Genomic DNA, 25,883 nt, shown 5'->3' with positions numbered 1-25,883 from the left:
GCAGCTATGAAAACAGGAGTCCTCAGGCCTCGTTGCCCGCCACGATGGACATCACCGCCATGCGCACCGCAATGCCGAAGGTGACCTGCGGCAAGATCACGGCCTGCGGGCCGTCGACCACGGCGGAGTCAATCTCCACGCCGCGGTTGATCGGCCCCGGGTGCATGACGATGGCGTCGGGCTTGGCCAGGCGCAGCTTCTCGGGCGTCAGGCCAAAGCTCTTGAAATACTCCTGGCTCGACGGCAGCAGCGCGCCGCTCATGCGCTCGTTCTGCAGGCGCAGCGTGATGACCACGTCGCAGCCCTGGATGCCTTCCTCCAGCGTATAGAACACGCGCACGCCCATGTGCGACAAGTCTGCCGGCACCAGCGTGCGCGGGCCCACCACGCGCACCTCGGCGCAGCCCAGGGTGGTGAGCGCATGGATGTCGGAACGCGCCACACGCGAGTGCAGCACGTCGCCCACGATGGCCACCGTCAGGTTGGAAAAATCCTTCTTGTAGTGGCGGATGGTGTACATGTCGAGCAACCCCTGGGTGGGGTGGGCATGCCGCCCGTCGCCCGCGTTCACCACATGCACGTGCGGTGCGACGTGCTGCGCGATCAGGTACGGCGCACCCGACTCGCTGTGGCGCACGACGAAGATGTCGGCAGCCATGGCAGAGAGGTTGTCGATGGTGTCGAGCAGTGTCTCGCCTTTGGCGGTGGAGCTGCGCGCGATGTCGAGGTTGAACACGTCCGCCGAGAGGCGCTTGGCCGCAATCTCGAACGTGGTGCGCGTGCGCGTGCTGTTCTCGAAGAACAGGTTGAACACGCTCTTGCCACGCAGCAGCGGCACCTTCTTGACCTCGCGGTCGTTGACCGAGACGAAGTTGTCGGCGGTATTCAGGATGTGCGTGAGAATGTCACGCGGCAGGCCCTCGGTGGAGAGCAGGTGGATCAGCTCGCCGTTTTTGTTGAGCTGGGGATTGCGCTTGTACAGCACGGTCAGGCCTCCATGGCGTTGACTTGGAACTGGAAGGTGCCGTCGGCCGCGCGCGCCAGTGCCAGCGACTGGCTGGCTGGCAAGGCCACGCGGGCGGCGGCGAAGTCGGCTTGCACGGGCAACTGGCGCCCGCCCCGATCGACGAGCACCGCCAGGCGCACGCAGGCGGGACGGCCATAGTCGAACAATTCGTTGATGACCGCGCGCACCGTGCGCCCGGTATAGAGCACGTCGTCCAGCACCAGCACGTCGGCACCGTTGACGTCAAAGGCGATCTGCGTCTGCGCGCTGGCCGCGAGGCCGCGCTGGGCAAAGTCGTCGCGGTGCAGTGCCGACGACAGCACGCTGGGCGCGCCCTCCAGCCCCAGGTCGCGCTGCAGGCGCTCGACCAGCCAGGCACCGCCCGAGGCGACGCCCACCAGGCGCGTGCCCGGTGCCATCAGCGCACGCACGCCGCGCAGCAGCTCGCGGTACAGGGCCTCGGCGTCGAGAACCAGGCTTCCGGCCTGGGCCACGGGGGGCGAACTCGGGGGAACACTCATGCAAGACTCCTCAAAAACTGTTCCAGGATGATGCAGGCCGAGGCGGCGTCGGCATCGCGCGCGCCGCCCGCCAGGGCCTCGGTGGTGCTGTAGCGCTCGTCCACCTCGTACACCGGCAGACCGAAGCGCGCATGCAGCTGGCGGCCAAATTTGCGCGCCCGCACGGTGTTCTCGTGCGCAGCGCCGTCGGGGTGGTAAGGCACGCCCACCACCAACGCATGCGGCTGCCACTCGCGGATGCGCTCGCCCGCCTGCTGCAGGCGGGCCTCCTTGGCGTCGGTACGGATGGTGGGCAAAGGATTGGCCCGGCCCAGAAGTCGCGAGCCCACGGCGACCCCGGTGCGCTTGAGGCCGAAATCGAAAGCAAGAAAGGACTGGAACTGCGCAGGAACGGCGGCGGGGTCGGCGGCAGAGGGGCTGGTGCCGCTCATGCGTGGCCCGCCTCGGGCGAGAGCATCCACGCCTGCAGGCCCAGCAGCGCAAGGGCTCGGTCGTAGCGCTGGTCCACGGGGGTATCAAAGATCACCGTGCGGTCGGCGCCGACGGTGAGCCAGCTGTTTTCTGCCAGCTCCGATTCGAGCTGGCCTTCGCCCCAGGCGGCGTACCCCAGGGTGACGAGCACGCGACGCGGCCCCGCGCCTTCTGCCAGGGCTTCGAGCACGTCCTTGGAGGTGGTCATCTCCAGGCCGCCGGGAATCGCCATGGTCGAGGCGTAAATGGACTCCTCGGCCTCTTCAGCGCCCTCTGCACTTTGGGTGATCGGGTCATGGAGCACGAAGCCACGCTCGGTCTGTACCGGGCCACCCTGGTATACAGGCTGGTCCGTGAGGTCGGCACGGCCAAGGGACAGATCGACCTTGTCGAACAGCTTCTTCAGGCTGATGTCGGTGGGCTTGTTGATGATCAGGCCCAGCGCGCCGCGCTCGCTGTGTTCGCACAGGTACACCACGCTGCGCGCAAACGAAGCATCCTCAAGGCCCGGCATGGCGATGAGGAAATGGTTCGTCAGGTTGATGGGCGCGAAGTCGGCGGGCATGGCGCGATTTTAACGGCGATCAACCCACCGCCGCCCGGCCCGCAAGGGCCGGGGCGGGGTCCGCAAATGCACCTAGACCGCCGCCAGCGCGGCCGCCTGGGCAGCGTAGTGCTTGACGAGGCCCAGCAGTTCCTCGTCGGAGTAGGGCTTGCCCAGATAGTGGTTGACGCCCAGCTCCAACGCATGCTCGCGGTGCTTCTCGGCGATGCGCGAGGTAATCATGATGATCGGCAGGTCGTGCAGCGCGGCGTCGCCACGGATGTTGCGCGCCAGGTCGAAGCCGTCCATGCGGGGCATTTCGATGTCCGACAGCACCACCGTCGGGCGCTCCTCCTGCAGCCGCTCCAGCGCCTGCAGGCCATCGGCAGCCAGTGCCACGCGGTAGCCTTCGCGCTGCAACAGGCGCTGGGTAACGCGGCGCACCGTGATCGAATCGTCAACCACCAGAACCAGCGGCACCTGGCTGGCCGCAGGCGTGGTGCTTTGCGGCACGGCCTTTTGCGGCTGTACGGTGGTCCCGACGGCAGCAGGTGCCTCGGCTGCGGCCTCGAGCACCACGGGCATCTGCTTGCCCTGCTGGCGGATGGCGTCGCCATACACGTTGGCCAGCGCCACAGGGTTGTACACCAGCACCACGGCACCAGAGGCCAGCACCGACATCCCCGCCAGGCCTGGCAGACGCGACAGCTGCGGCCCGAGGTTCTTCACCACGATTTCCTGGTTGCCCAGGACTTCGTCCACGTGCATTGCCAGGCGCTGCGAGGCACTGCGCAGCACCACCACGGGACGGGTCTTGCCAACGGTTTCCAGGCTGCGGGGCGAGGACTGCAGCAGCGCGCCCGACCAGAAGAAGGGCAGCGTTTCGCCACCCTCACGGAACTGGCCGGAACGGTAGGCCTGCTCCAGCTCGGCCAACGGTGTGCGGCGAACGATCTCCACCAGATTGGCTGGAATACCGATCGACAGGTCGCCCGAACGCAACATGACCACCTGGGTTACGGCAGTGGTCAGCGGCAGCACCATGCGGAACGACGAACCCTGGCCACTGGCCGTGGTGGTCTCGATGCGTCCGCCCAAGGCGTTCACTTCCGAGCGCACCACGTCCATGCCAACGCCACGGCCAGACAGGCCTGTGACCTCGGTTGCCGTGGAGAAGCCTTGCATGAAGATGAGCTGCGCAGCTTCGTTCTCGCTGAGCTGCGCATCGGGTGCAATCAGTCCCTGGGACACCGCCTTGGCACGAATGCGCTCAATGTTCAAGCCCGCGCCATCATCACGGAACTCGACCGAAACGTCGTTGCCTTCGTGGCGCAACGCCACCGTGATGGTGCCGGTGGTGGGCTTGCCCCGGGCCGCGCGCTCCTCTGGCATTTCGATGCCATGGGAAACGCAGTTGCGCAGCAGGTGCTCGAACGCAGGCGTCATGCGGTCCAGAACGCTGCGATCCAGCTCAATGGTGCCACCTGCGATATCAAGCTTGATCTGCTTGCCCAGCTCCTTGGACGATTGGCGCACCACGGCGTACAGGCGCTCGGCGATGCTCTCGAACTCGACCATGCGTGTGCGCAGCAGATCGCGTTGCAGTTCGCGGGCCTGGCGGCCCTGGGCGATCAGGTCGTCCTCGGCGCCTTCCAGCGCACGCTGCAGGTTGCGCTGCACGGTGGCCACGTCGTTGACCGACTCGGCCATCATGCGCGTGAGCTCCTGAACGCGCGTGAAACGGTCAAACTCCAGCGGATCAAAGCCCGCCGTACTGTCCTTGGACAAGGCCAGGCGCGATTGCATCTGCGACTCTGCCTGCACCTCTATGTCACGCAGTTGCTGGCGTAGCCGCTCCAGGTTCCCGGACAGATCGTCCAGCGAACCCTTGACTTGCTTCATGCGCACATCCAGGCGCGAGCGTGCGATCAGCACCTCGCCCGCCTGGTTGACCAGCCGGTCAAGCAACTGGGCGCGCACACGAACCGACTGGCCCGAGGCGCTACGCTGCGCTGCGGGCTGCACCGCCGTCCCCATGCGGATCGGCGCTGCCAGGGGCGCGGCCTGCGATGCCGCAGCTGCCGGCGCTTCAGCGACCGCTGCAGGCTCCGGCGCCAAAGGCTCCGGTGCAGAGGATTGCACGGCAGGCTCCGGCTCCTGTCCGCCGACGACACGCAGCACCTCAAAACTGGCCTGCAGGCTGTCAAGACCGGCCAGCAGCGGCTCGATCTTGTCGGTGCTCAGATCCTCGGTTCCGATCTGCTCAACCGCCGTCTCCAAGCGGTGCGCCATTTCCCCCAGGCGCATCGCGCCTGCGAGCCGGGAACTGCCTTTGAGTGTATGCAGTGCACGCAGCACCACGCTGCGCGAACCCATGTCTTGCGGGTGGCCTGCCCACTGGCGCAGCGCCGCGCCAAGCGCGGGGAAGAGCTCCGTCGCTTCTTCCTCGAAAATCGGAAACAGATCGGGATCGATAACGTCGAAAACGTCGATATCGTCGTCCAGATCGCTGCCACGCTCCACCGCCTGAGCGATCGCATCGTCCAACCGACGATCCGCTTCCAGCGCAGAAAGGGAGGACTCGACTGTGTCGGTGCCCTGGCCAATGGCCTCCCCGGCTGGCACGGCATCGTCCATGCCGTAGATGGCCGCCATGGGCTCCAGGGGCGCCATGCCACTGCTGATCTCTGTGTTCAGAATGTCGCGCAGCGCATCCATGAGCTGCGGCTGCGGCGTCTTCAGGAAGCCTGCTGCGAACTGGTGCAGCAGCCTGCAGATGTCCTCCGCCGTAGCAACAAAAACCTGCGCCTGGTCAGGCAAGCCGTGGGGCTGCAGTTGCACATGCTGCAACGTGTGCTCCAGCAAGCGGGCCATCTCCGACAACGCGGTGAAACCCACAGTGGCAGAGCTGCCCGCCAGCGAATGCGCCAGCGCCACTGCCTGATCGGGCACAGGCTGGTGCAACTCGTGCGCCCAGCCGCGCAAGCAAGCCTCCAGGCGGCGCGACCATTCATCAGCCTCACCCAGATAGACGTTGTAGAGCGCCACGCCAATGCGCAAGGAGCCAATGGCCTTTACTGAATCATCCTGCGGCGCAGGCTGCTCGACTGGCTCTGGCTCTGGCTCTGGCTCTGGCTCTGGCTCTGGCTCTGGCTCTGGCAGCAGCATCGCAGCTATCGCGTCTTCCGGCAACGATTCTGTAGGAGCATCCACATCCAATGCGGTGTCCTGCACCTGGACTGGAGGGGCAGCCTCTGCAACGGTGTCCACACCGGAATGCAATTCCGGCGCACTCTCCTCCGCAACGACCAGGCCCTCCAGGGTGAAATCCTGCGGCCAATCTGCGGGCGCAGACGACGGCACTTCTGCAGCAACAGACAGCTCCTGCGTCTCTGCCAGCGGTTCTGTGGCGGGCAGCTCGGCTGCCGCCGGCTGCTCCTCCGCTGCTGGAATCATTTCAGGAGCGGCCGCGGAGAACACCGAGAAATCGATATCTTCCGCAACGTCTGGAAGAACGATATCAATCGAAGACTCGATCGGGGCTTCATCGTGAAGATGCGGCGAAACCTCGGTGGGCGCGAAATCCAGTTCCGGCAGGAGATCCAGCAGCTCTGCTGCAGGCTCGGGCTCAGGCGCTGGAACAGGCGCCACTTCAGCCAACTCAGCGCCTTCCGATGCGAGCGCCACCTCCTGCGGCGCAGCGTCGCTCAAAGCCACTTCTGGCAGATCCGCCACGAACGCATGCACCGCCTCGGCGGGCTCTGCCTCTGCCTCTGCCGCATGCGACGGCGCCAGGGCAGTGCCAACCGCATCTGTTTCTGCCTTAGCCACGCCAGGCAGCGCCAGTGGCAAACGCTCACCGCGCAGGCGCATGGCATCCGCTGCCGCCCGGAAGGGCTCCGGCTGCCACGCGCCGGCCTGGCCCTGGGCGATGGCCTCAACCCACGCACCGAAGGCGTGCAGCGCTTCTGTGGCGAGCGACTGCATGGGGACGGGCATGGGCTTTTGCTCGGCAAGCCAGGCGTTGAGCATCTGCTCCATGGCCCAACCAGCTTCACCAAAATCCGTCAGCCCCACCATACGGGAACTACCCTTGAGCGTGTGGAATGCACGGCGCAGCGTGGTTTGCTCGCTCAAGTCGCCCGGGGCCTGTTCCAGCGCAGCCAACGCCGCCAGCCCCGTAGTCACCACCTCGCGTGCTTCCTCAAGGAAGATGTCGAGCAATTCGTCGTCTTCTTCCTCCTGGGACGCGGGCATGGGTGCTGGCGTCAGCACGGGCTCCGCAACCGCGAGAGGGGCTGCTTCTGGAGGGGCAGCAACTGGCTCGGGCTGCAGTTGCATGAGTGCATTCTGCAGCTCTGGCGCCGGCGCAGGCTCCAAGAGAGGCTCTGGCTGTACCTGCACGGGGGCAACAAACGCAGGCGCAGGCACGGCTGCGGTACGGGGAACCACCTCGGGCAGCGGAAGCTCGGCACGCTCCTCGATTTTGAGCGCCACATCCTCCGGGCTGTCTCCCGCACGCGCCCGAGCGCGCCCCATGAGCACACGCAGCTCGCCCTGCTCCTCGTCGTACACGAACAGCTTGCGCGCCATGGCGCGCTGGTAGCCCAGCATGTCGATCAGGAACCCCAACGCCCCCAGGCTGCTTCCCAGCTTTTCAAAAAGCGGCTGACGTTCCTCTTGTGGCACCTCATTGATCAGCAGACGTTCGACCGTTTCACGCATGCGTGCCACCGCAAGCGATGCCTGGTCCAGCCCAAGCACGGAGAGAACCCCGCGCATCTGGGCCAGTTGTCCGGGCACCGTCGAGAGCACCGACAGCTCTTCTGGCGCACGAAAGAACTGATCGAGACACTTTTCTGCTTCAGCCAAGGTGGCGCGCAACTCGTCAACGACGCTCCCCATGGTCTGGCGGTCACTGACCCTGCGGTACAGATCCTCCATCCACGGCTCCAGCGGTGCAGGCTCGGCACCAGCCAGTACCTGCTCGAGACGCTCTGCCAAACGGCTTGCACGCTCCACCATGCTGGTGTCACTGGCATCCAGATCTTCGAACGTGGCTTGGAGATACAACACGGAAGTCGCAACTTCCATAGCCAATGCGGCGGCTGGTGGCTCGCCCGAACGCACTGTGGCCTCCAGGGTGCGCGTCAGGGCCCGCGCAAGGCTGTCGCTCCCAGGCAGCAGCTTGTTCAATGAATCGCACACAAGGCTGAACTGATCAGCCGCCGGCTTGAGCTTGACACGATCTCCCCCGGCCAAGGCCGACCAGGTTTCGGTCGCCGCAGCGATACGTTTACGCGCCTGCGCCAGCAACGCCGGATCGAAGCGCCCAAAACGGGCCGTTTCGTAATCGACGGGGTGAAAGCGACTCAGTTGGAAGGCATCGCGGACGGCCGACAGCGGCGACACGCTCTCGGCATGCTGGGGCTGGGCCTGGGCACAAAAGAACAGCAAATCCTGCACCAACCGGTCCGGCAGCGCTTGGTCGCCCTTGGCAAAGGCCGCGTACTGGAGCAAGACCCGCGAAGCCACGCGCTTGACGTACACATCCGCCGGAAGCAGACGCTGGGCCATGGCCTCGAAAAAAGCCGCACTGATTCGCCAGAAAGTGCGTACGGCAGGATGCGTCTGGGCCGCAACAAAACCCAGACAGGTATCCCGCATGGCAGCCGCCGCGGCCGGGTCCGCCGACTTGACAATACGCAGCACGGCGCTGTCAAGGCGTGCGCGCGCCTCAGGGCCGTAGGGCAAAGGCGCTGCATCAACCTGAAATGCGGGCTCATGCAAGCGCCGCTCGGCCGGCCAAAGATCGGCCGGATGAACCCGCTCTGCCCCCGATAGTGCCTGAACATCCCGGTACTGAGGGAACAGTGCGACGGGAGAAACCGCCTTGCCAGCCAGGACGCTTTCCAGGTACTCAATCAGCGCAAAGCTCGCGCGCTCAATGACCGCAGCAGCTTCATCGCTGCATTGTTCAGGCCGCTGCACATACTTCTGCACTGCGGTTTCCATGGAACGCAACAGCAGCGTTGGCGTGCCCATGCCCACCATCTCCAGCGCACCACATGCTTGGTGCAACTGCTGCCGCGCGATGCGCAGCGGTCCGGCATCCAGTGACGCCAGATCAGATTCACGCGCCAGTTCCGCGTCGCGCACGAAACGACGCATCGCCTTGGCCGCACCGTCAAGCGACTTGCGCAGTTCATCGAGCACCCAGGCCAAGGGCCCCAGATCCTGCTCGCCGTGCGCCCACTCGACGCCTGCTGCGTTTGCTGCCTCAATAGATGACATGGATTCGTCCCTGGCGGCCTGCTGCAGACAGGCCGTCCCTTTTGGTTGATGCTCGCGCCCGCGTCAGGCGATCTTGAAACGTGCCACCGACTGACGCAATTCCTCGGCCATGTGCGACAACTCGCGCACCTGCTGTGCCGTGGTGCGGGTACCTTCGCCAGTTTGCTCGGTCACCGCAAAAATATGCTGGATGTTGTCAGCCACTTCGTTGGCCAGCACGGCTTCACGTGAGGTCGAAGAAGAGATCTGTTCGATCAGTTCGGCAAGTCGACGGGACACACGGTCGATTTCCGTCAGGGCCGTGCCGGCGGTATCGGACAGGCGCGCTCCTTCCACCACCCCCTGCGTGGAGCGCTCCATGGCGGCCACAGCATCCTGGGTATCGGTCTGAATGGCTTTCACCAGCGCCGAGATCTGACGCGTCGCGTCGGCCGACCGCTCGGCCAAGCGCTGCACTTCTTCTGCCACAACAGAAAAGCCTCGACCCGCTTCACCCGCTGACGCTGCCTGGATGGCGGCGTTCAGGGCCAGCACGTTGGTCTGTTCGGTAATGTCAGAAATCAGCTCGGTGATTTCACCAATCTCCTGCGATGACTCACCCAGGCGCTTAATACGCTTGGACGTATCCTGGATCTGGTCACGGATGGCATTCATACCGCCAATCGCGTTCTGCACCGCCTCAAGGCCAGAATCTGCCGCTTGCAGAGACTGGCGCGCCACCGCAGCAGACTCCTGCGCCTGGGAAGAAACCTCGTTGATGCGCGATGCCATATCGAGCACCGAACGGCCAGTTTCGCGAATCTCACGCAGTTGTTCGGTGGACGCCGCCAACAGCTCCGTGGAAGTGCTGTCCACCTGGGCTGTCGTCTGCGCCACGCGGGTCGCCGTGTTTTGCACGCTTCCCACCAGCAGGCGCAACTCCTCCACCGTGTAGTTCACCGAGTCGGCAATGGCCCCGGTAATGTCCTCGGTCACAGTCGCCTCTTGTGTCAAATCACCCTCAGCGACCGACTGCAGTTCGTTCATCAAACGCAAAATAGCAGCCTGGTTGGCGTCGTTGACGCGCTTGGCCTCTTGCTCCTGACGACGTGCTTCGCGCTGCTGCTGCTCGGCAGCCTCTTGGCGCGTGCGGCTGTCAAGCAGCTGAACCCGGGAAATCCCAAAACCGCACAGCAGCACGAACATGCCCGCCAGAACCAGCGCGGCAAGCTGCCCTGCGCCAAGGCCGGACTGCGCCGAGAGCTTCGTCTGCAGGTCTTCGAGCTGACGGCGCAATGGTTCGCTGTCCGCGATGATCGCTGTCTGCGCCTCACGCGCCGAAACGAGGCCCTGCAGGTTGCCCAAGATGGCACTGGCCTGGGTACGTGTTTGTTCGTAGAGCTGGATCAGCGCCTCCAGTTGCTCACGTGTCTGTGCATCTTTGGCAGCCGGCAGACGAAGCTCCGCACTGCCATCGAGAAGGCCCTGTGCCACCTCCTTGAAAGAGTTCAAGTCCTTGCCAAGCAAGAACACCGCTTCGGGGCTCACCCCCTCCGTCGTCTGGAACTCGTTGGCCGACTTGCCGATACGCTGCGTCAACATCACCAACTGGCCTGCGGCGGAAACCTCCGCTGGAGAAGCGTTGTGCTGCAGCTTGAGGGAAGAAACGGTTTCCGCGATTTCCAGCAGATCGGCAGACTGGCGGTTGATCGTGCGCAGCGCATCACCCACCTGGGTCAGAATCTTCTGCTGGCCCATCACCACGCCCGCATTGCGCTCGGCACGCTCCACCAAGGGATTGACCGCGTCCATGTCGGTTTTGAAGGATTCGCCCAGCGCTTGCACCCCCTGGTCGCTATCGCCAATCGTGAGCGCGCGCACGTTGCGCGCCAGCACACCCGAACTGTCTGCCACCTCGGGGAAGGCCTGCGGGCTGCCCACCAAGGCCTGAGACACGGACTTCGCCAAACGCTGCGACTGCATCAGCGACTGGCCAGTCGCCGTCAGCTGGCGACCAGAACGCTCTGCCTGCTGCAGCACCCACCCCGCAATCAGCGCCAACACCACTGCGCCCACGCCGGCAAGCGCGAAAAGGCGGCGTTGGTGTTGCGCAGCCGTAGCACTACCCAGCACCGGCAGGGTCACCAAATCCTCATCGGCAGGCGCCACCTCGCCAAGCCGCGAAGCATCAGGCTCGCCTTGGACGCTGTTCATGGCGTCGGCCTGGTAAGCCTCACGCAACGGGGAGTTGTCCAGCACCATTGCAGCATCCAAGGGGTCTGCCCCCTCCTGCGTCTCTGGCGCAGCGGCTTTGCGGTTGAACAACTTCCCAAATTGATTGACGAAAGACATGGTTCTGCCTTGCACAGAAAAAACTCAAGCACCGATACCCAGGAAGGTGGGGTGCTGCGAGAGGGTTTGCAGATTCAGCTCTTGCCAGCGCTGGCCCTGGCTGTCAACGTAGATTGAGCCGTAGTAAGAAGGCGCCCCCTGGGGCGCAGGCTCGGAGGAGACGAAGGCATCCAGCCCACGCAAACCCGACAGACGATCAACCAGCAGCGCGGCGTTGACTTCCAGCGCCGCATTGAACGCCAGCAGGCTGGTTTCGCTCAAGCTCTGCTCAGAGCGTACGCTGGGCTGCCCCAGCAGCGCCGCGAGGTCGACGACGCCCACCAGCGTCCCGCGCAGGTTGGCAACACCCAGAAACCACTTCTGTGTGTACGGCACGGACTGCACGCCCGGCCATGCAAAAATTTCACCCGATTGCCCCAATGGCATCAGGTAACGCTGGCCTGCGGATTCGACCGCCAGCCAGGATGAAACCGACACACCCTCGCCTGCTGCCTGCAGGCGGCCAGCGAGCCGGGTCTGGAGTTCTCTAAGAGCTTCGCGATTGGCCATGGACGACGACGGCTGGGAGTCTTCAGTTCAGCGCGTCGATCTTGGCCTGCAGTTCAGCAGGATCCACCGGTTTCGTGATGTAGCCGCGCGCGCCCTGGCGCATCCCCCACACACGATCGGTTTCCTGGTTCTTGCTCGTACACATGATGATGGGAACATCGGCGTACTGCGGGTCGCGCGAAATGGCGCGTGTGAGCTGGAATCCGTTCTGGCCTGGCATGACCACATCCATGAGAATCAGGTCGGGCTTTTCTTCGGCAAGGCGGCGAAAGGCTTCGTCGGCATTTTCTGCCGTGCGCACCTGCATGCCTTTCTTTTGCAGCAAATCGGTCAGAAACATCAACTCGGTCTTCGAATCGTCAACGACCAAGACTTTCTGAATGGGCATTACTTCACTCCTTGCTGGGAATTGCCAAATTGCTGCACGGCCTGCAGCAGCTGGTCTTTGGTAAATGGTTTGGTCAAATATTCTTGGCACCCGACCATGCGACCACGCGCCTTGTCAAAGACACCATCCTTTGAGGACAGCATCACCACGGGCGTATTCGCGAAGCGCGCATTGCGCTTGATGATGGCGCAGGTCTGGTAGCCATCAAGCTTAGGCATGAGGATGTCGCAGAAGATCAGCTGGGGCTGGTAGTCATTGACCTTGGCCAAGGCGTCGAAACCATCGTCGGCCAGCAAGACCTCATGGCCGCCCTGCTTGAGAAAAATCTCGGCACTGCGGCGGATCGTATTGCTGTCATCCACCACGAGAACCTTGAAGGAAGTGCCGGTCGTAGTCAATTCTTGGAGCTCCTGACAAAGAAATACACACAGCGCAGGCTACATCCTTTTTCAGGCCTGAACTTCTTCAAAATCTTCATGACGCGCACCACACTCGGGACAACGCGCATGCGCCGACGACGAACCCCAGGGAGTACCGGACGCTATGCCGTGCTCAGGGGAACCTTTTGCCTCGTCATAAATCCATCCACAGATCACGCACACCCAGGTTACAGGTTCTGTCACAGCTTAATGGGCCTTCACATAGAATGCAACGATTGTAGCTAGTGATAAACCTGGGCTGCGGCTTTGGCGCTCCCCCAGTCGCCAGGATGCCAAACTCCCCCACTCCCCTACCCCCAACTGCTGGCGAAGACGCCAGCAATGCCCTTCCAGCCTGCGTTCTAGTGTTCAACGCCAGCGACCCCAGCGGTGCCGGCGGGCTCACGGGTGACATCACCAGCATCGCCGCCGTTGGCGGTCATCCGCTGGCCGTGGTAACGGGTGCTTACGCCCGTGACACCGCCGAAGTATTCGATCATTTTTGCTTCGATGACGAGGCCATCGCCGAGCAGGCCCGCGCCGTGCTGGAGGATCTTCCGGTCCAGGCCATCAAAGTCGGCTTTGTCGGCAGCCCCGAGAACCTGAGCGCCATCGCGGAAATCTCCACCGATTACGCCGAGGTACCGCTGGTCGCCTACATGCCCAACCTGTCATGGTGGCATGACGACCGCGTCGATCAGTACCATGACGCTTTCAGAGAGTTACTTTTACCGCAGGCCTCAGTGTTGGTCGGCAACCACAGCACCCTGTGGCGCTGGCTGCTGCCCGAGTGGAACAGCACGCGCAGCCCCTCGGCACGCGACATCGCCAAGGCAGCGGCCGAGCACGGCGTTCCCTATGTGCTGGTGACCGGCATCCCCGCCGCCGAACAGCATCTGGAGAACGTGCTGGCTTCGGCCCAGGCAGTACTGGGCAGCGGCAAGTTCGAGCTGTTCGACGCCACCTTCGCGGGTGCAGGCGACACACTCTCGGCCACCCTCGCGGCGCTGATTGCCAACGGCAGCGACCTGGGCGAGGCCACAAGCGAAGCACTGGCCTATCTTGACCGCTGCCTGGATCACGGCTTCCGTCCCGGCATGGGCCATGTGTTGCCCGACCGCATGTTCTGGGCCGAAAGCGTGGACGAAGACGACAGCGCAACCCCCTTCGAAGATACGCAGCCCCTGGAAGGCTTCGTGATGCCCCCCCATGACACACAGCACTGACCTCAATCTCTCCCTTTTCGAGCGCGCCAAGGCACTTATCCCTGGTGGCGTCAATTCGCCCGTGCGCGCCTTCCGCGCCGTGGGCGGCACGCCGCGCTTCATCGCGCGTGCGCAAGGCGCCTACATGTGGGATGCCAATGGCCAGCGCTTCATCGACTACATTGGCTCCTGGGGCCCGATGATCCTGGGCCACGGCCACCCTGCCGTGCTGGAGGCCGTGCAAAAGGCCGCGCTGGAGGGCTTCAGCTTCGGCGCGCCCACCGAACGCGAGGTGGAGCTCGCCGAGGAGATCATCCGCCACGTGCCGTCGATGGAAATGATCCGCCTCGTCAGCTCCGGCACCGAGGCGGGCATGAGCGCCATCCGCCTGGCACGCGGCGCCACGGGGCGCAGCAAGATCATCAAGTTCAACGGCTGCTACCACGGCCACGCTGATTCGCTGCTGGTCAAGGCCGGCTCGGGCTTGGCCACCTTCGGCCATGCCACCAGCGCGGGGGTGCCAGCCGAGGTCGTTCAGCACACGCTGGTGCTCGAATACAACGACGTGGCACAACTTGAAGAAGCCTTTGCGCTGCACGGCAAGGAAGTGGCCTGCGTGATCATGGAGCCCATTGCCGGCAACATGAACTTCGTGCGCGCCAGCGTACCCTTCATGCGCCGCGCACGCGAACTCTGTACGCAACACGGCGCGCTGCTGGTCATCGACGAGGTGATGACGGGTTTCCGCGTGGGACTCGGCAGCGCACAGGGCCTGTATGCGCAACAAATTCCCGGCTTCGCGCCTGACCTCACGGTGCTGGGCAAGGTCATCGGTGGCGGCATGCCGCTCGCGGCCTTCGGTGGACCGCGCGCCATCATGGAACAGCTCGCGCCGCTGGGCCCGGTCTACCAGGCCGGCACGCTGTCAGGCAACCCCGTAGCCACCGCCTGCGGCCTCGCCACGCTGCGCGAAATCGCCAAGCCAGGCTTCTACGAGCAATTGGCCGCACGCACTCGCGCATTGATTGACGGGCTGGCGGGCGCCGCACAAGCCGAGGGCGTGGCGTTCTGCGCCGACAGCGAGGGCGGCATGTTCGGCTTCTTCCTGCTGCCGCAACTGCCGCAGAACTACCCCGAGGTGCTCAAGACCGACGGCGCACGCTTCAACCAGCTCTTCCACGGCCTGCTGGAGCGTGGCGTGTACATTGCACCGGCACTGTACGAGGCGGGCTTCGTGAGCGCCGCGCACACCGCGCAGGACATCGACGCCACCGTCGCCGCCGCGCGCGAAGTCTTCAAGATGCTATCAATATAAGAGCATCTAGCGCTTGCTACAAAAGCGCTGGAAGCTCATTAAGCGCTCAACGCCCGCCTGCGGGCCGCAGCAGCGCCATGTACTGGCGGTACTTGGCGTTGTCGGGGTTGATCTCGTGCACACGCTCAAGCAGGCCCATGATCTCGGCCAGCAGGGCGTCAGAGCGCCCCTCGGCACGCATCTGCCCAATCAGCAGGCCACACAGGTTCATCATCATGACCTCACTGTGCGGCAGGTTCTGCAGCGCGATGCGCAGCAACCGCGCCCCTTCAGCGAACTGGCCCTGGCGCCCCAGCAGCACGCCCTGGTTATTGATGCTGATGGCCTCCTCACGCGACTCGGCGATGAGCGCGCGCCCCTCCTCGCCCATCTGCGCCTGCTCGAACAGCGCCTGCACCTGGCCAGAGAGCTGCGTGTCCTCATGGTTCGACTTCACCAGGTTGCGCATCAGCGCACAGGCCTGCTCCTTGCGGCCCAGGGCCAGCATGCTCTGGGCAACTTCCATCGCGGTCTGCGGGCTGGCCTTGTCGGCATGGCTGGCCAACAGCGCCTCGACCTGCGCCATGGCGGCCTGCGCTTCTTCCGCCTGCCCCGCTTTGTGGTGCACGGCACTTTGCACGGCGGCGGCCTGGATGGCGATGTTGACGCTGTCCTTGCTGTCCTTGAACACCTCGTTGGTGCGCTTGAGCAGCTTCAGCGCTTCTTCCGGGTTGTCGTTTTCGGACAGCACGCGCGCCAGCGCCACGTACGCGGCGGGGTGCTTATTGGATGAGAACTCGCTGATCTGGATGGTCTTCTCAAACGCGCTTTGCGCCACGTCGAGTGCGCCATTGCGCAACGCCGTCTCACCCAGGGCCCGCTGGCGATAGGCCGAGTTGGGCGAGAGCTTCACGGCAGCCTGCAACACCTGCTGGGCCTGGGGCTTGTCTCCCATGGCGTCGTAGGTCTTGGCGAGCCAGTCGGCGGCCTCGATGAACATGCGGTTTTCCTCCAGCACCTGGCGGAACTGGTTGCGTGCCATCTCGTACTGGCCCTGGTGGAAATACACCTTGCCTAGCCCGGTACGCGCCCAGGGCACGCTGCGCGCAGCCAGCACCGACTCGAACAGCGTCTTGGCACCCGCGTAGTCGCCCAGCTTGAGCAGCAGGTCGCTCTTGATGCGCAGGATCTCGGGCGCCTTACCGCCCTCGCCCGCCAGCAGTTGGTTGCAGCGCGCCAGTGCCGTGGCGTAATCGCGCCCGCGCAGCGCTTCTTCCACGCTGCGCAGTGCCTGCTTTTTGACGATGAGCCGCTCCAGGCGGCTTTCAAGGATGTTCTGGTTGATCGGCTTGAGCAGGTATTCGTCCGGCTTGGCCTCGGCCGCGCCCATGATCATCTCGGCCGTTTTCTCTGCGGTGACCATCACCCAGATGGTTGACACACCGATGTAGTCGTGCAGCCGCGCCTCGTCCAGCACCTGCTGGCCGTTCAGACCGATGCCGAGGTTGAAGTCGCAAATCACCACGTCGTAGCGGTTGGTGCGCAGATGGTTGAGCGCATCGCGGCCGCTCGCCGCGGTATCCACGCGCGACACACCCATGGAGCGCACCAGGTCGCGCAGGATGGTGCGCATGCCCTGGTAGTCGTCTACGACCAGCACCTTGGCCTTCGTCAATGCAGCAGATGGCATGTTTGCTTCTTCTTTCCTAGGGCAGACGCACAACGAAGCAGCCGCCGCCCCAGGCGCCACCGTTCTCGATGATGAGCATGCCCTGGCGGCCGCCGTTTTTGTGCACGCGCGCCACCTGGGCCGAAAAGTAAAAGCCCAGCCCGGTGCTGCCAGTGCGGAAATTCACCCCAGCGGCGCTGGCGTTCACGCGCTCGTCGCGCAGCATGTGGGCCGGGTAGCCCTGGCCGTTGTCCTCCACGCGCAGCTCCAGGCTGCTGCCGTCGATGCGCGCGGCAATACGAATCCGGTCACGGGTGTAGTGGAAGGCGTTGTTCAACGCGTTGAGCAGCACCCCGGTCATGAGATCGCGGTCCAGGTACCAGTAGCAGTCGGCATCGCAATCGACCTCCACGCCGATGTCCTTGAACGCCATGACCGGCCGGTACATCGCCAGCGCGTCCTCGATGAGCTCGGCGACCGGGCACTCGGCGATATCGACCGGGTAGATGGCCTTGTCCAGCTTGTACAGGCTCAGCAGCTGGATGAGGTTGGCATTCATCCGGTTGGCTTGGTAGATCACGCCCCCCAGGTCGGTGTAGTCCTGCGTGTCACCGTGGGCCTTGCACTGCGCGGCAATTTTCTCCAACGCGCTGATCTGCACGTTCAGCGAGTTCTTCATGTCGTGGATGGACGAGGCCATCAAATCGGTGAAACTGATGTCATCTTGTGCCATAGAGCACCTTCCGTCGGGCCTGCGTTGTGCGCGTCCTCTATCGTGCCATGGCGGAGCAGCGCTACGCACCGCACGCAACCAGGACAGCGACTCCTTTTTTCATAGCTACCAGCGCTTGCCAGGCAAGGGCTGGAGATTGTTTCCGATTGTATCTCCGGCACGCAGCGGCGCATTCATCGTGGGCCGGTGGCGCTACACCAGCTGCGCCTCCAGCCAGCCACGCAGGCTATTGACGAACGCCCACTGCTGCACGCGCGGCACATCCTGCAGCCGCAGCAGCCCTTCCTGCACACGCCCCGTGCGCAGCGCCACGGCGCGGCCCACGCCCGGCAGCAAGCCGCAAGCCAGCGGTGGCGTGATCCAGCGGCCATCGAGCAGCACGGCAATGTTGCCAAAAGTGGTCTCAGTGATCTCGCCCGCCGCGTTGTGCAAGATGGTGTCGAACACGCCCGACCCCGCAGCGGGCGCGAAGGCTGCATAGTGCGCGCGCCGCGTGGTCTTGTGGCGCACCCATTCGCTGTGCGCCTGGGCCAGCGGCCGCGCGGCCAGCGCCAGCCGCACGGGCTGCGGCGTGGCAGCCAGGGCAAAGGCCTCGGCGCGCGGCACGCCGCGCGCGTCCAGCAGCAGACGCACGCGCCAGGGCCCGCCAGGGTGCGCCTCGGCCAGCGCATGCAGGCAGCCGTGGACGGCCGCATCCTCGAAGGGGTAGCCGAAGTGCGCTGCCGACACGCGCATGCGCGCCAGGTGCTCGGCCATGTGGCGGTAGGCACCGCCTTCCAGCGCCAGGGTTTCCAGGATCTCGAACGGCGCGCTGGCGCGCTCCACAAAAGCCCGCTTGGTCTCCCACTCGCGCCACTCCGCGTCGCTGCGGGCACCCCAGACGATGCCGCTGCCGATGCCGCAGCGCGCCTGCGCACCGTGCAGTTCGATGGTGCGGATCGGCACGTTGAACGTCGCGGCCATGGCCCCGGCGCCACGCTGCGGCGCTGGCCGCAGCAAACCCAGCGCGCCGCAGTACACGCCGCGCGGCCCGTCCTCCAGCGCATGAATGGCGCGCATCGCCTGCACCTTGGGCGCACCGGTGACCGAGCCGCAGGGGAACAGCGCCGCCAGCACGTCCACCAGCCGCGTGCCGGCGCGGGTGCGCGCCTGCACGTCGGATGTCATCTGCCACACCGTGGGCAGCTGCTCGGCGTGGAACAAGCGCGGCACGCGCACGCTGTGCGGCTCGGCGATGCGCGAGAGATCGTTGCGCAGCAGGTCCACGATCATGACGTTCTCGGCCCGCTCCTTGGGGCTGGCGCGCAATTGCACCGCCTGCGCCGCATCCTGTGCGGGCGTAGCGCCGCGCGCGGCCGTGCCTTTCATGGGACGCGCCAGGATTTCGCCCTGCCCGTCCGGGCCGGCCTGCCAGTCAAAGAACAGCTCGGGCGACACCGACAGCACCTGCGTGCCATCGCCAGCGTCCACATGGGCCGCGTAGCCCCCGGGCTGCGCGCGCTGCAGCGCGGCGAACAGTGCAGCAGCGTCACCCTCGAAGCGCCCGCGCAGCGGCGCCGTAAAGTTGACCTGGTAATACGCCCCAGCGGCAATGCCCTGCTGAATCTGCGCCAGCGCCTGCTCGAAGGCGGCCAAGGCGGGTTGGCCGTGCCAATCGATGGTGGCAGCCCCCTGCGCCGGCGCCTGCGGCCATGGCCCGGGCGCATCGTGCACCGCGAACCACGCCAGCGCCGTGCCCTCTTGCGGTGCATGCACCACCAGGGCGGGGTCGAATGCCGGTGCGGCTTCATAACAGAGCCAGCCCAGCACCCAGGCCCCAGCGCGCGCCGCCGCCTCTGCGGCCTCCACCACGGAGCGGACCTCGTGCAGGGCATGGGCCACCAGCACCTGGCGTGGCGTGCCGAAAACATGGCGCAACCGTTGCGCGCCCGCATCACGCGGATCAGAAAAATCGAAAAGTGAAATCACATCAGAACTGCGCGGAATTTGCACACTTGTTCGTACATAGAGGCACCAGTCAAGCCCCCCAGCCTGGGCCGCGATTCTGGCACCATTTTTGCTTCGAGCTTCTCATAGTGTTTCCATCATTGCCAAGCGCAACGATGCCGCTATACAACCCTGGTTCCTACTGAAATTTCCAAGGAGTTCTGAATGACGATTTCGCGCAAGTTGTTTATCGCCGCCGTGGTGGCTGGCATGGGTTCGGCAGCCATGGCCCAGGAGCAGGTCATCAAGATCGGCCACATTGGCCCCGTCTCTGGCCCCCAGGCCCACTTCGGCAAGGACAATGAAAACGGCGTGCGCATGGCCATCGAAGACCTGAACGCCAAGGGCATGGAAATCGGTGGCAAGAAGGTGAAGTTCCAACTGGTGGCCGAAGACGATGCCGCCGATCCCAAGCAAGGCACGGCTGCCTCGCAGAAGCTGTGCGACGACAAGGTCGCTGGCGCTGCCACGTTCCTGAACTCGGGCGTGGCCATCCCCTCCTCCAAGGTGTTCCATGACTGCGGCATCCCGATGATCACGGGCGCCGCCACCAACCCCGAGCTGACCAAGCCGGGCTGGAACACGACTTACCGCGTGATCGCCAACGACAACGCCCTGGGCGCCGCGCTGGCCGACTACGTGGCCAAGGTCGCCAAGCTCAAGACCGTGGCCGTGGTCGACGACCGCACCGCCTACGGCCAGGGCCTGGCCAGCGTGTTCAAGAAAGAAGCCGAGAAGCAGGGCGTGAAGGTGGTGGCCAGCGAGTTCACCAACGACAAGGCCACCGACTTCATGGCCATTCTGACCTCGATCAAGGCCAAGAAGCCCGACGCCATTTTCTACGGCGGCATGTACGGCCAAGCCGGCCCGATGCTGCGCCAGATGGCCCAGCTGGGCATGAACGAAGCCAAGCTGCTGGGCGGCGACGGCATCTGCGTGCCCGAACTGGCCAAGGTGGCCGCTGGCGCCAAGCCGCTGGAAAACGTGGTCTGCGCCGACGGCGGTGCCTCGCTGGGCAAGATGCCCGGCGGCAGCGAGTGGAAGAAGCGCTACGACGCCAAGTTCCCCGGCCAGTTCCAGGTCTATAGCCCGTACTTCTACGACGCCACCATGCTGCTGGCCGACGCCATGAAGCGCGCCAACTCGTGGGATCCGAAGGTGTACATCCCCTTCCTGCAGAAGGCTGACTACGCCGGCGTGACCTCGCGCATCCAGTTCGAGGCCAACGGCGAGATGAAGAACCCCAGCTACACGCTGAGCCAGTTCATCAACGGCACCAAGACCCCGATGGACCTGAAGTAATCCACACAGGCCCTTGGCAAAAAAGCCCGCTTCGGCGGGCTTTTTTTATGCAGAAAATGGTCTAAACGCTTGCTGGGCAAGCGCAAACAGCTATCAAAAAAAAAGCATCAGGCCGCCCCCAGGTGTGGCACCAGCCCTGCTGTGGACTGGCCGCTCTTGAGCGCCGCGGTAAAAGCCAGCATGCGGTCGATGGGCTGGCGCGCACGCGGGATCAATGCCGTATCCACCTGGATAGCGTTCGCCCCCGTTTCCAGCACCCGCGCCACATCGGCCAGGCCGTTCATCGCCATCCAGGGGCAGTGCGCGCAGCTCTTGCAGGTAGCGCTGTTGCCCGCCGTGGGCGCTTCATAAAACGTCTTACCGGGATTGAGTGTGCGCAGCTTGTGCATCATGCCGTTGTCGGTGGCGACGATGAACTCGGCGGCGTCCATCTCGCGCGCGGCCTTGAGGATGGCGGAGGTTGACCCCACGGCATCGGCCAGCGCCACCACCTCGGCAGGGCTTTCAGGGTGCACCAGCACCTTGGCTTGTGGGTGCTCCTGCTTTAGCAGTTCCAGCTCCAGGGCCTTGAACTCGTCGTGCACGATGCAGGCGCCGTTCCAAAACACCATGTCGGCGCCGGTCTCCCGCTGGATGTAGGCGCCCAGGTGGCGGTCTGGCGCCCACAGGATTTTCTGGCCTGCGGCTTTCAGCGCGGCCACGATCTCCAGCGCGCAACTGGACGTGACCAGCCAGTCAGCGCGCGCCTTCACCGCCGCACTGGTGTTGGCATAGACGACTACGGCGCGGTCCGGGTGCTGGTCGCAGAAGGCCGAGAACTCCTCGACCGGGCAGCCCAGGTCGAGCGAGCAGGTGGCGTCCAAATCCGGCATGAGCACGGTTTTTTCCGGGCTCAGGATTTTGGCCGTCTCGCCCATGAAGCGCACACCGCTCACCACCAGCGTCTGCGCCGGATGGTCGCGACCAAAACGGGCCATCTCCAGCGAGTCGCTGACGATGCCGCCGGTTTCTTCGGCCAGGTCTTGCAGGTCCGGGTGCACGTAGTAGTGCGAGACCATGACCGCGTTTTTTTCCTTCAGCAGGCGGCAGATGCGGGCCTTGAGCTCGGCGCGCTCCGCCTGCGAAGGCTCGGGCGGTACGCGCGCCCAGGCATGCTTGGTGGAGCAGACGGCGCCTTCAGAATCCGCCAGGGGTTGCTCGTACGCCACTTCCTTGAGGGCAATCGTGGAGGTCATGGTGCTTTTCTAGATGTCTTGCAGACGCATGGAGAAATCAATGGCTTTCACATCCTTGGTCAGCGTGCCGATGGAGATGCGGTCCACGCCGGTTTCGGCCAGCGCGCGCAAGCCGTCCAGCGTCACCCCGCCGGAGATCTCAAGAATCGCCCGGCCAGCATTGATGCGCACTGCCTCGCGCAACATGGGCAGGGGCATGTTGTCCAGCAGCACCATCGTGGCGCCCGCCGCCAGCGCCTCGGCCAGCTGCTCCAGCGTCTCCACCTCGATCTCGATGAACGCGGCCTGCGCCGCCACCGCCTGCGCCGCCTGCAGCACCGCCGTCACGCCACCCGTGGCAGCGATGTGGTTCTCTTTGATGAGCACGGCGTCGTGCAGGCCGATGCGGTGGTTGGTGCCGCCGCCCACGCGCACCGCATACTTCTGCGCCAGACGCAGGCCGGGCAGGGTCTTGCGCGTATCGACGATGCGCGCGCGCGTGCCCGCGACCACATCCACGTAGGTGCGCGTCTTGGTGGCCACGGCCGACAGCAGTTGCAGAAAGTTCAGCGCCGTGCGCTCGGCGCTGAGCAGTGCACGCGCGCTGCCTTCGATCTCCAGCACCACCTGGCCGGGCGCGCAGCGCTGGCCCTCGGCCACCTGCCAGGCGAGCTGCACGCCGGGATCGAGCGCGCGCAGCGCGGCCTCGGCCCAGGGCGCGCCGCAGATCACGGCTTCTTCGCGCGCCAGGATGCGCGCGCGCGCGCGGCGCTGCGCGGGCACCAGGGCGGCCGTCAGGTCGCCGGCGCCCACGTCTTCTTGCAGGGCGCGGCGCACGTCCTCGCGCGCCAGCGCCGCCAGGGCTTCGGGAGTCATCGGGGTGTCACAGTCCTTGTTCATGGGGCGCCAAGCATAGCGGCATCGCCCTGCCCCCAGGGGCGAATGCTATAAAGCCCGGCCCCAGAACCACGGGGCCACAGGGAGGAATCCGCATGGAACACGCCACGGTTGCGCCGCCATGGGCGCAGGCCGCAGAACACGCCATCGCCGCAGGGCAATGGCACGGCGCCTGGTGCGCGCTGCTCGATGCCGCCCTGCCCGCTGCGCTGGCGGCGCAGCAGGCGGTGCTGGCGCGCCTCGACGCCTGGGACGCCTTGCCCGCGCAGGCTGCGGCCGCACAGCGCGCCAGCCTGCTGCGCGCCACCCTGACCGCCCTGGACGCCGCCCATGCCGCCAGCGCGGCGCATGGCGCGCATGCACCCGCGCCGAACGCAGCGAACGTTCCGGCCGGGCAGGCCTGGCGGGTGCAGGGCACGCAGTTGGTGAAGCGCTACCGCAGCGGCAGCTTCACGCTCGGCCCGGTGGACGTAGACGTGGCGCCTGGCCGCATCCTCGGCCTGGTGGGCGAGAACGGCAACGGCAAAACCACGCTGCTGCGCCTGCTCGCGGCCGACCTGGCGCCCGACGCCGGTCAGCTCGACTGGGGCACCCCGGCGCACGACCCGTACGCGCTGCGCGCGCGGCTGGCCTACATTCCGCAGCGCCCGCACCCCTGGGGCGGGCGGCTCATGGACCACCTGCAGTTTGCCGCGCGCAGCCATGGCGTGGCAGGCGAGGCCAACCGCTGCCTGGTGGAGCTGGTGATCGCGCGGCTGTCGCTGCGCGCCTTTCGCGGCCATGCGTGGAAGCAGCTGTCCTCGGGCTACAAGATGCGCTTCGAGCTGGCGCGCGCGCTGCTCACGCAGCCACGCGTGCTGCTGCTCGACGAGCCGCTGGCCAACCTCGACATCAACGCGCAGCAGACGCTGCTGACCGACCTGCAGTCGCTCGCGCGCTCGCCCTGGCGGCCCATGGCGCTGGTGCTCAGCTCGCAGCAGCTCTACGAGGTGGAAAAGGTAGCCGATGCCGTGCTGTTCCTCGACCGGGGCCAGCCACGCAGCGTGCAGGAGCGCTTCGCGCAGATGGGCGGCTGCGCCGTCGAGTTCGAGACCACCTGGCCCGTGGCCACGCTCGCCGCGTGGCTCGGGCAGTTGCCCGCGCACACGCACCAGGTCAACGGCCAGACGCACATCGTGAGCTTCCACGGCGCCACCAGCGCCGCCTGTTTCCTTCGCGCCGCCGTCGATGCCGAAATGCCGCTGGGCTATTTCCGCGACATCACCAGCTCCACCCGCCGCCTCTTCGTGAAAGATTAACGCCATGACCACTGCCTGGGACCGCTGGTTTCTGATGCGCTGCCCGCAGCTGTGGCAACTGCGCCTGCACGGGTACCTGCCGCTGGCGCTGCTGTGGTGCCTGCTGATGTTTGGCGGCTGGATCGGCTGGATAGGCCAACCCGCGCGCTGGCTGGGCAGCACCGCCAGCGAGGTGGCGCGCTGGCGCACGCCCGAGCAGCAAGCGCTGGAGGCGGGCACCGTCATTGCCTGGATCGTCGCCTTCGGCCTGGCACTGTGGTGGCTGTGGCGCGTGCGCATCCACAACCGCTGGCGCGAATACGCGCCCGCCTCGCGCCTGGGCCTGTGGCAGGAATACCTGTGGGGCGCCCTGTTCTTCGGCCTGCTGCTGGCCCCCGGGCTGCTGCTGGGCACTGCCTACAGCCACCGCGTGCGGCACCTGTGGCAAGGCCACGACGTGGTCGCGCAGCAGCAGGCCGCACGCTACGTGCGCCTGTGGGAGCAACTGCTGACGCCCGGCAACGCCGCCCGGCTGGCCGAATGGGCGGATGCGGCGCAAACCACCCCAGCCATCCCGCAAGCCGTGCGGCCAGCGCAGGACGATGAGAGCGATGAAGACGCCGAAGATGCGCCGTGCCACGCCACCCAGGCAGTCGGCCCGGGCTGCACCGCCGATCCGCAGCAGGCCCTGCGCTGGCTGGCGCAGGGCGACGCCAAGGCCATCGGCGCGCAACTGGCGCAGTACGGCGCCGCCCTGGGCGCCTGGGGCTACACCGCCGCGCAGCCCGCGCAGGAGCAGGCCCAGGCGCTCATTGGCGCCTACCAGGCGGCCCTGCAGTCGCCCCTGGCCCGGGAATGGCAGGCCTACAAGGCCCGCAACCCCGCGCCCCCACCGCCCGCGGAGCGCGCCCAGTTGGTGCGCGAATGCCAGGCCCCCGCCCCGCACGACCCGCGCGCCTGCTTTCCCAGCGACCTGGCCCGCACCCCCGCGCAATGGAGCGAGAACCTGCGCGAGACCATGACACGCTACCGCAGCCACACCCCGCCGCGCTTCGTGCGGTGGACGCACCCGCGCTACGGCACGGCCCTGCCCGGCCTCGTGGAGCACCACCTGCAAGGCGCGACAACCTCCGATGCCACGCGCCGCCGCCTGCACGCCAGCCTGCTCAACACCGCCAGCGCCGGCTTCTTCGTGGCGCTGGCGCTGGTCGCCGCGCGGCTGCTGTCGCTGCGCCAGATCGCCGCCCTGTGCGCGGGCCTGACGCTGTCCGCCCCCCTGCTGGTGCTGCTGGGCATGCTGGGGCTGGCCGACAGCGTCACCCTGCCGCTCGTGCCCGCCGCGCTGCTGGCCCTGGCCTGGGTGCGCATCGCGCTGCTGCGCCGGCCCTGGGGCGGCTCCACGCTGCTCGGGCTGGGCATGGCGCTGGCGCTTCCGGGCTTCGCCAGCCTGTGGTCCGAGGCCGCCCAGGCCCTGCCTGCCGACCCCGGGAACGCGAAATACTGGCTCACGCTGCTGCTGGGCGCGCCCGCCATCGCCGCCAGCACCGCCGTGCTGGTGGCCGTGATTTCGCCCCTGGCGCGCCGCTGGCGCGCTCTGCCGGAGCGTTGACGCTCCTGAAAAATGAGCTGCTCGCGCTTGCCACGCGGTCATTACAGAATGGTTTGAGCCCATAAACGAAAGGCAGCAAGCGCCAGAAGCTACCAAAACCATAGCAACACTCGGCTGCCAGGGTGTTTCGGCCCGCCGCCGCATCTGGCATAGACTCGCCCCCAATTCCACAAC

20 protein-coding genes are annotated in these 25,883 nt (G+C 65.7%); 5 read left to right on the top strand and 15 right to left on the bottom strand.

The features are described from left to right. Positions 1–22 precede the first annotated feature (22 nt). From BN2503_RS04795 to BN2503_RS19280, 10 genes are all read right to left on the bottom strand, one after another. The gene (locus tag BN2503_RS04795) at positions 23–985 is read right to left on the bottom strand and encodes an aspartate carbamoyltransferase catalytic subunit (protein WP_054255509.1); all 963 of its coding nucleotides are present in this window, start codon (positions 983–985) and stop codon (positions 23–25) included. Positions 986–987: 2 nt separating this feature from the next. After that, on the bottom strand, positions 988–1,527 hold the full coding sequence (pyrR, locus tag BN2503_RS04790; RefSeq protein WP_054255508.1) for a bifunctional pyr operon transcriptional regulator/uracil phosphoribosyltransferase PyrR: 540 nt from the start codon (positions 1,525–1,527) through the stop codon (positions 988–990). Next, positions 1,524–1,958: a Holliday junction resolvase RuvX gene (gene ruvX / locus BN2503_RS04785; RefSeq protein ID WP_054255507.1), complete on the bottom strand. Its 435-nt coding sequence runs from the start codon at positions 1,956–1,958 to the stop codon at positions 1,524–1,526. Before ruvX ends, pyrR begins: the two co-directional genes overlap by 4 nt. Then, positions 1,955–2,563: a YqgE/AlgH family protein gene (locus tag BN2503_RS04780; protein WP_054255506.1), complete on the bottom strand. Its 609-nt coding sequence runs from the start codon at positions 2,561–2,563 to the stop codon at positions 1,955–1,957. The genes ruvX and BN2503_RS04780 overlap by 4 nt, the downstream gene beginning before the upstream one ends. Positions 2,564–2,635: 72 nt before the next feature. Then, complete coding sequence (locus tag BN2503_RS04775) at positions 2,636–8,836, bottom strand: hybrid sensor histidine kinase/response regulator (protein WP_054255505.1); 6,201 nt, start codon at positions 8,834–8,836, stop codon at positions 2,636–2,638. Between the two features lie 63 nt (positions 8,837–8,899). After that, positions 8,900–11,167 (bottom strand): methyl-accepting chemotaxis protein, encoded by a 2,268-nt coding sequence (locus tag BN2503_RS04770; RefSeq protein WP_054255504.1) that lies wholly within the window; start codon positions 11,165–11,167, stop codon positions 8,900–8,902. A gap of 24 nt (positions 11,168–11,191) precedes the next feature. After that, on the bottom strand, positions 11,192–11,716 hold the full coding sequence (locus BN2503_RS04765; RefSeq protein WP_054255503.1) for a chemotaxis protein CheW: 525 nt from the start codon (positions 11,714–11,716) through the stop codon (positions 11,192–11,194). 22 nt (positions 11,717–11,738) lie between these two features. Continuing rightward, complete coding sequence (locus tag BN2503_RS04760) at positions 11,739–12,104, bottom strand: response regulator (protein ID WP_011794058.1); 366 nt, start codon at positions 12,102–12,104, stop codon at positions 11,739–11,741. Beyond that, on the bottom strand, positions 12,104–12,502 hold the full coding sequence (locus BN2503_RS04755) for a response regulator (RefSeq protein ID WP_054255502.1): 399 nt from the start codon (positions 12,500–12,502) through the stop codon (positions 12,104–12,106). The genes BN2503_RS04760 and BN2503_RS04755 overlap by 1 nt, the downstream gene beginning before the upstream one ends. Positions 12,503–12,553: 51 nt before the next feature. Further along, entirely contained in the window at positions 12,554–12,727 is a 174-nt protein-coding gene (locus BN2503_RS19280; RefSeq protein ID WP_074930003.1) for a rubredoxin, read from the bottom strand. Positions 12,728–12,813: 86 nt separating this feature from the next. On the opposite strand from BN2503_RS19280, the gene thiD reads away from it, so the two are divergent. Together thiD and hemL are read left to right on the top strand one after the other, a co-directional pair. Beyond that, complete coding sequence (gene thiD, locus BN2503_RS04750) at positions 12,814–13,749, top strand: bifunctional hydroxymethylpyrimidine kinase/phosphomethylpyrimidine kinase (RefSeq protein ID WP_054255501.1); 936 nt, start codon at positions 12,814–12,816, stop codon at positions 13,747–13,749. Further along, complete coding sequence (gene hemL / locus BN2503_RS04745; RefSeq protein ID WP_054255500.1) at positions 13,733–15,043, top strand: glutamate-1-semialdehyde 2,1-aminomutase; 1,311 nt, start codon at positions 13,733–13,735, stop codon at positions 15,041–15,043. Before thiD ends, hemL begins: the two co-directional genes overlap by 17 nt. A gap of 46 nt (positions 15,044–15,089) precedes the next feature. On the opposite strand, the gene BN2503_RS04740 is transcribed toward hemL, so the two are convergent. The 3 genes from BN2503_RS04740 to BN2503_RS04730 all read right to left on the bottom strand — a co-directional run bounded on the left by BN2503_RS04740 (position 15,090) and on the right by BN2503_RS04730 (position 19,392). Beyond that, entirely contained in the window at positions 15,090–16,712 is a 1,623-nt protein-coding gene (locus BN2503_RS04740; RefSeq protein ID WP_074930005.1) for a tetratricopeptide repeat-containing response regulator, read from the bottom strand. A gap of 16 nt (positions 16,713–16,728) precedes the next feature. Beyond that, a complete protein-coding gene (locus BN2503_RS04735; protein WP_054255498.1) occupies positions 16,729–17,424 on the bottom strand; it encodes a sensor histidine kinase in 696 nt (231 codons plus the stop codon). A 192-nt stretch (positions 17,425–17,616) separates the two neighbouring features. Further along, the gene (locus BN2503_RS04730; protein ID WP_082366496.1) at positions 17,617–19,392 is read right to left on the bottom strand and encodes a chorismate-binding protein; all 1,776 of its coding nucleotides are present in this window, start codon (positions 19,390–19,392) and stop codon (positions 17,617–17,619) included. A gap of 183 nt (positions 19,393–19,575) precedes the next feature. Between BN2503_RS04730 and BN2503_RS04725 the strand changes: the two genes are divergently transcribed. Continuing rightward, entirely contained in the window at positions 19,576–20,712 is a 1,137-nt protein-coding gene (locus tag BN2503_RS04725; protein ID WP_054255497.1) for a branched-chain amino acid ABC transporter substrate-binding protein, read from the top strand. 107 nt (positions 20,713–20,819) lie between these two features. Here the strand turns inward: BN2503_RS04725 and nadA are convergent, their stop codons facing one another. Continuing rightward, entirely contained in the window at positions 20,820–21,947 is a 1,128-nt protein-coding gene (gene nadA, locus BN2503_RS04720) for a quinolinate synthase NadA (RefSeq protein WP_054255496.1), read from the bottom strand. Positions 21,948–21,956: 9 nt separating this feature from the next. Beyond that, the gene (gene nadC, locus BN2503_RS04715; RefSeq protein ID WP_054255495.1) at positions 21,957–22,826 is read right to left on the bottom strand and encodes a carboxylating nicotinate-nucleotide diphosphorylase; all 870 of its coding nucleotides are present in this window, start codon (positions 22,824–22,826) and stop codon (positions 21,957–21,959) included. A gap of 92 nt (positions 22,827–22,918) precedes the next feature. On the opposite strand from nadC, the gene BN2503_RS04710 reads away from it, so the two are divergent. Next, positions 22,919–24,121, top strand: coding sequence for an ATP-binding cassette domain-containing protein (locus tag BN2503_RS04710; RefSeq protein ID WP_054255494.1), 1,203 nt, complete (start codon positions 22,919–22,921; stop codon positions 24,119–24,121). 4 nt (positions 24,122–24,125) lie between these two features. After that, on the top strand, positions 24,126–25,709 hold the full coding sequence (locus tag BN2503_RS04705) for a hypothetical protein (protein WP_054255493.1): 1,584 nt from the start codon (positions 24,126–24,128) through the stop codon (positions 25,707–25,709). Positions 25,710–25,883: the final 174 nt, after the last annotated feature.

The organism is Paenacidovorax caeni, from assembly GCF_001298675.1.
Taxonomy (GTDB): domain Bacteria; phylum Pseudomonadota; class Gammaproteobacteria; order Burkholderiales; family Burkholderiaceae_C; genus Paenacidovorax; species Paenacidovorax caeni.
This window is presented reverse-complemented; position numbering and strand designations above follow the sequence as displayed.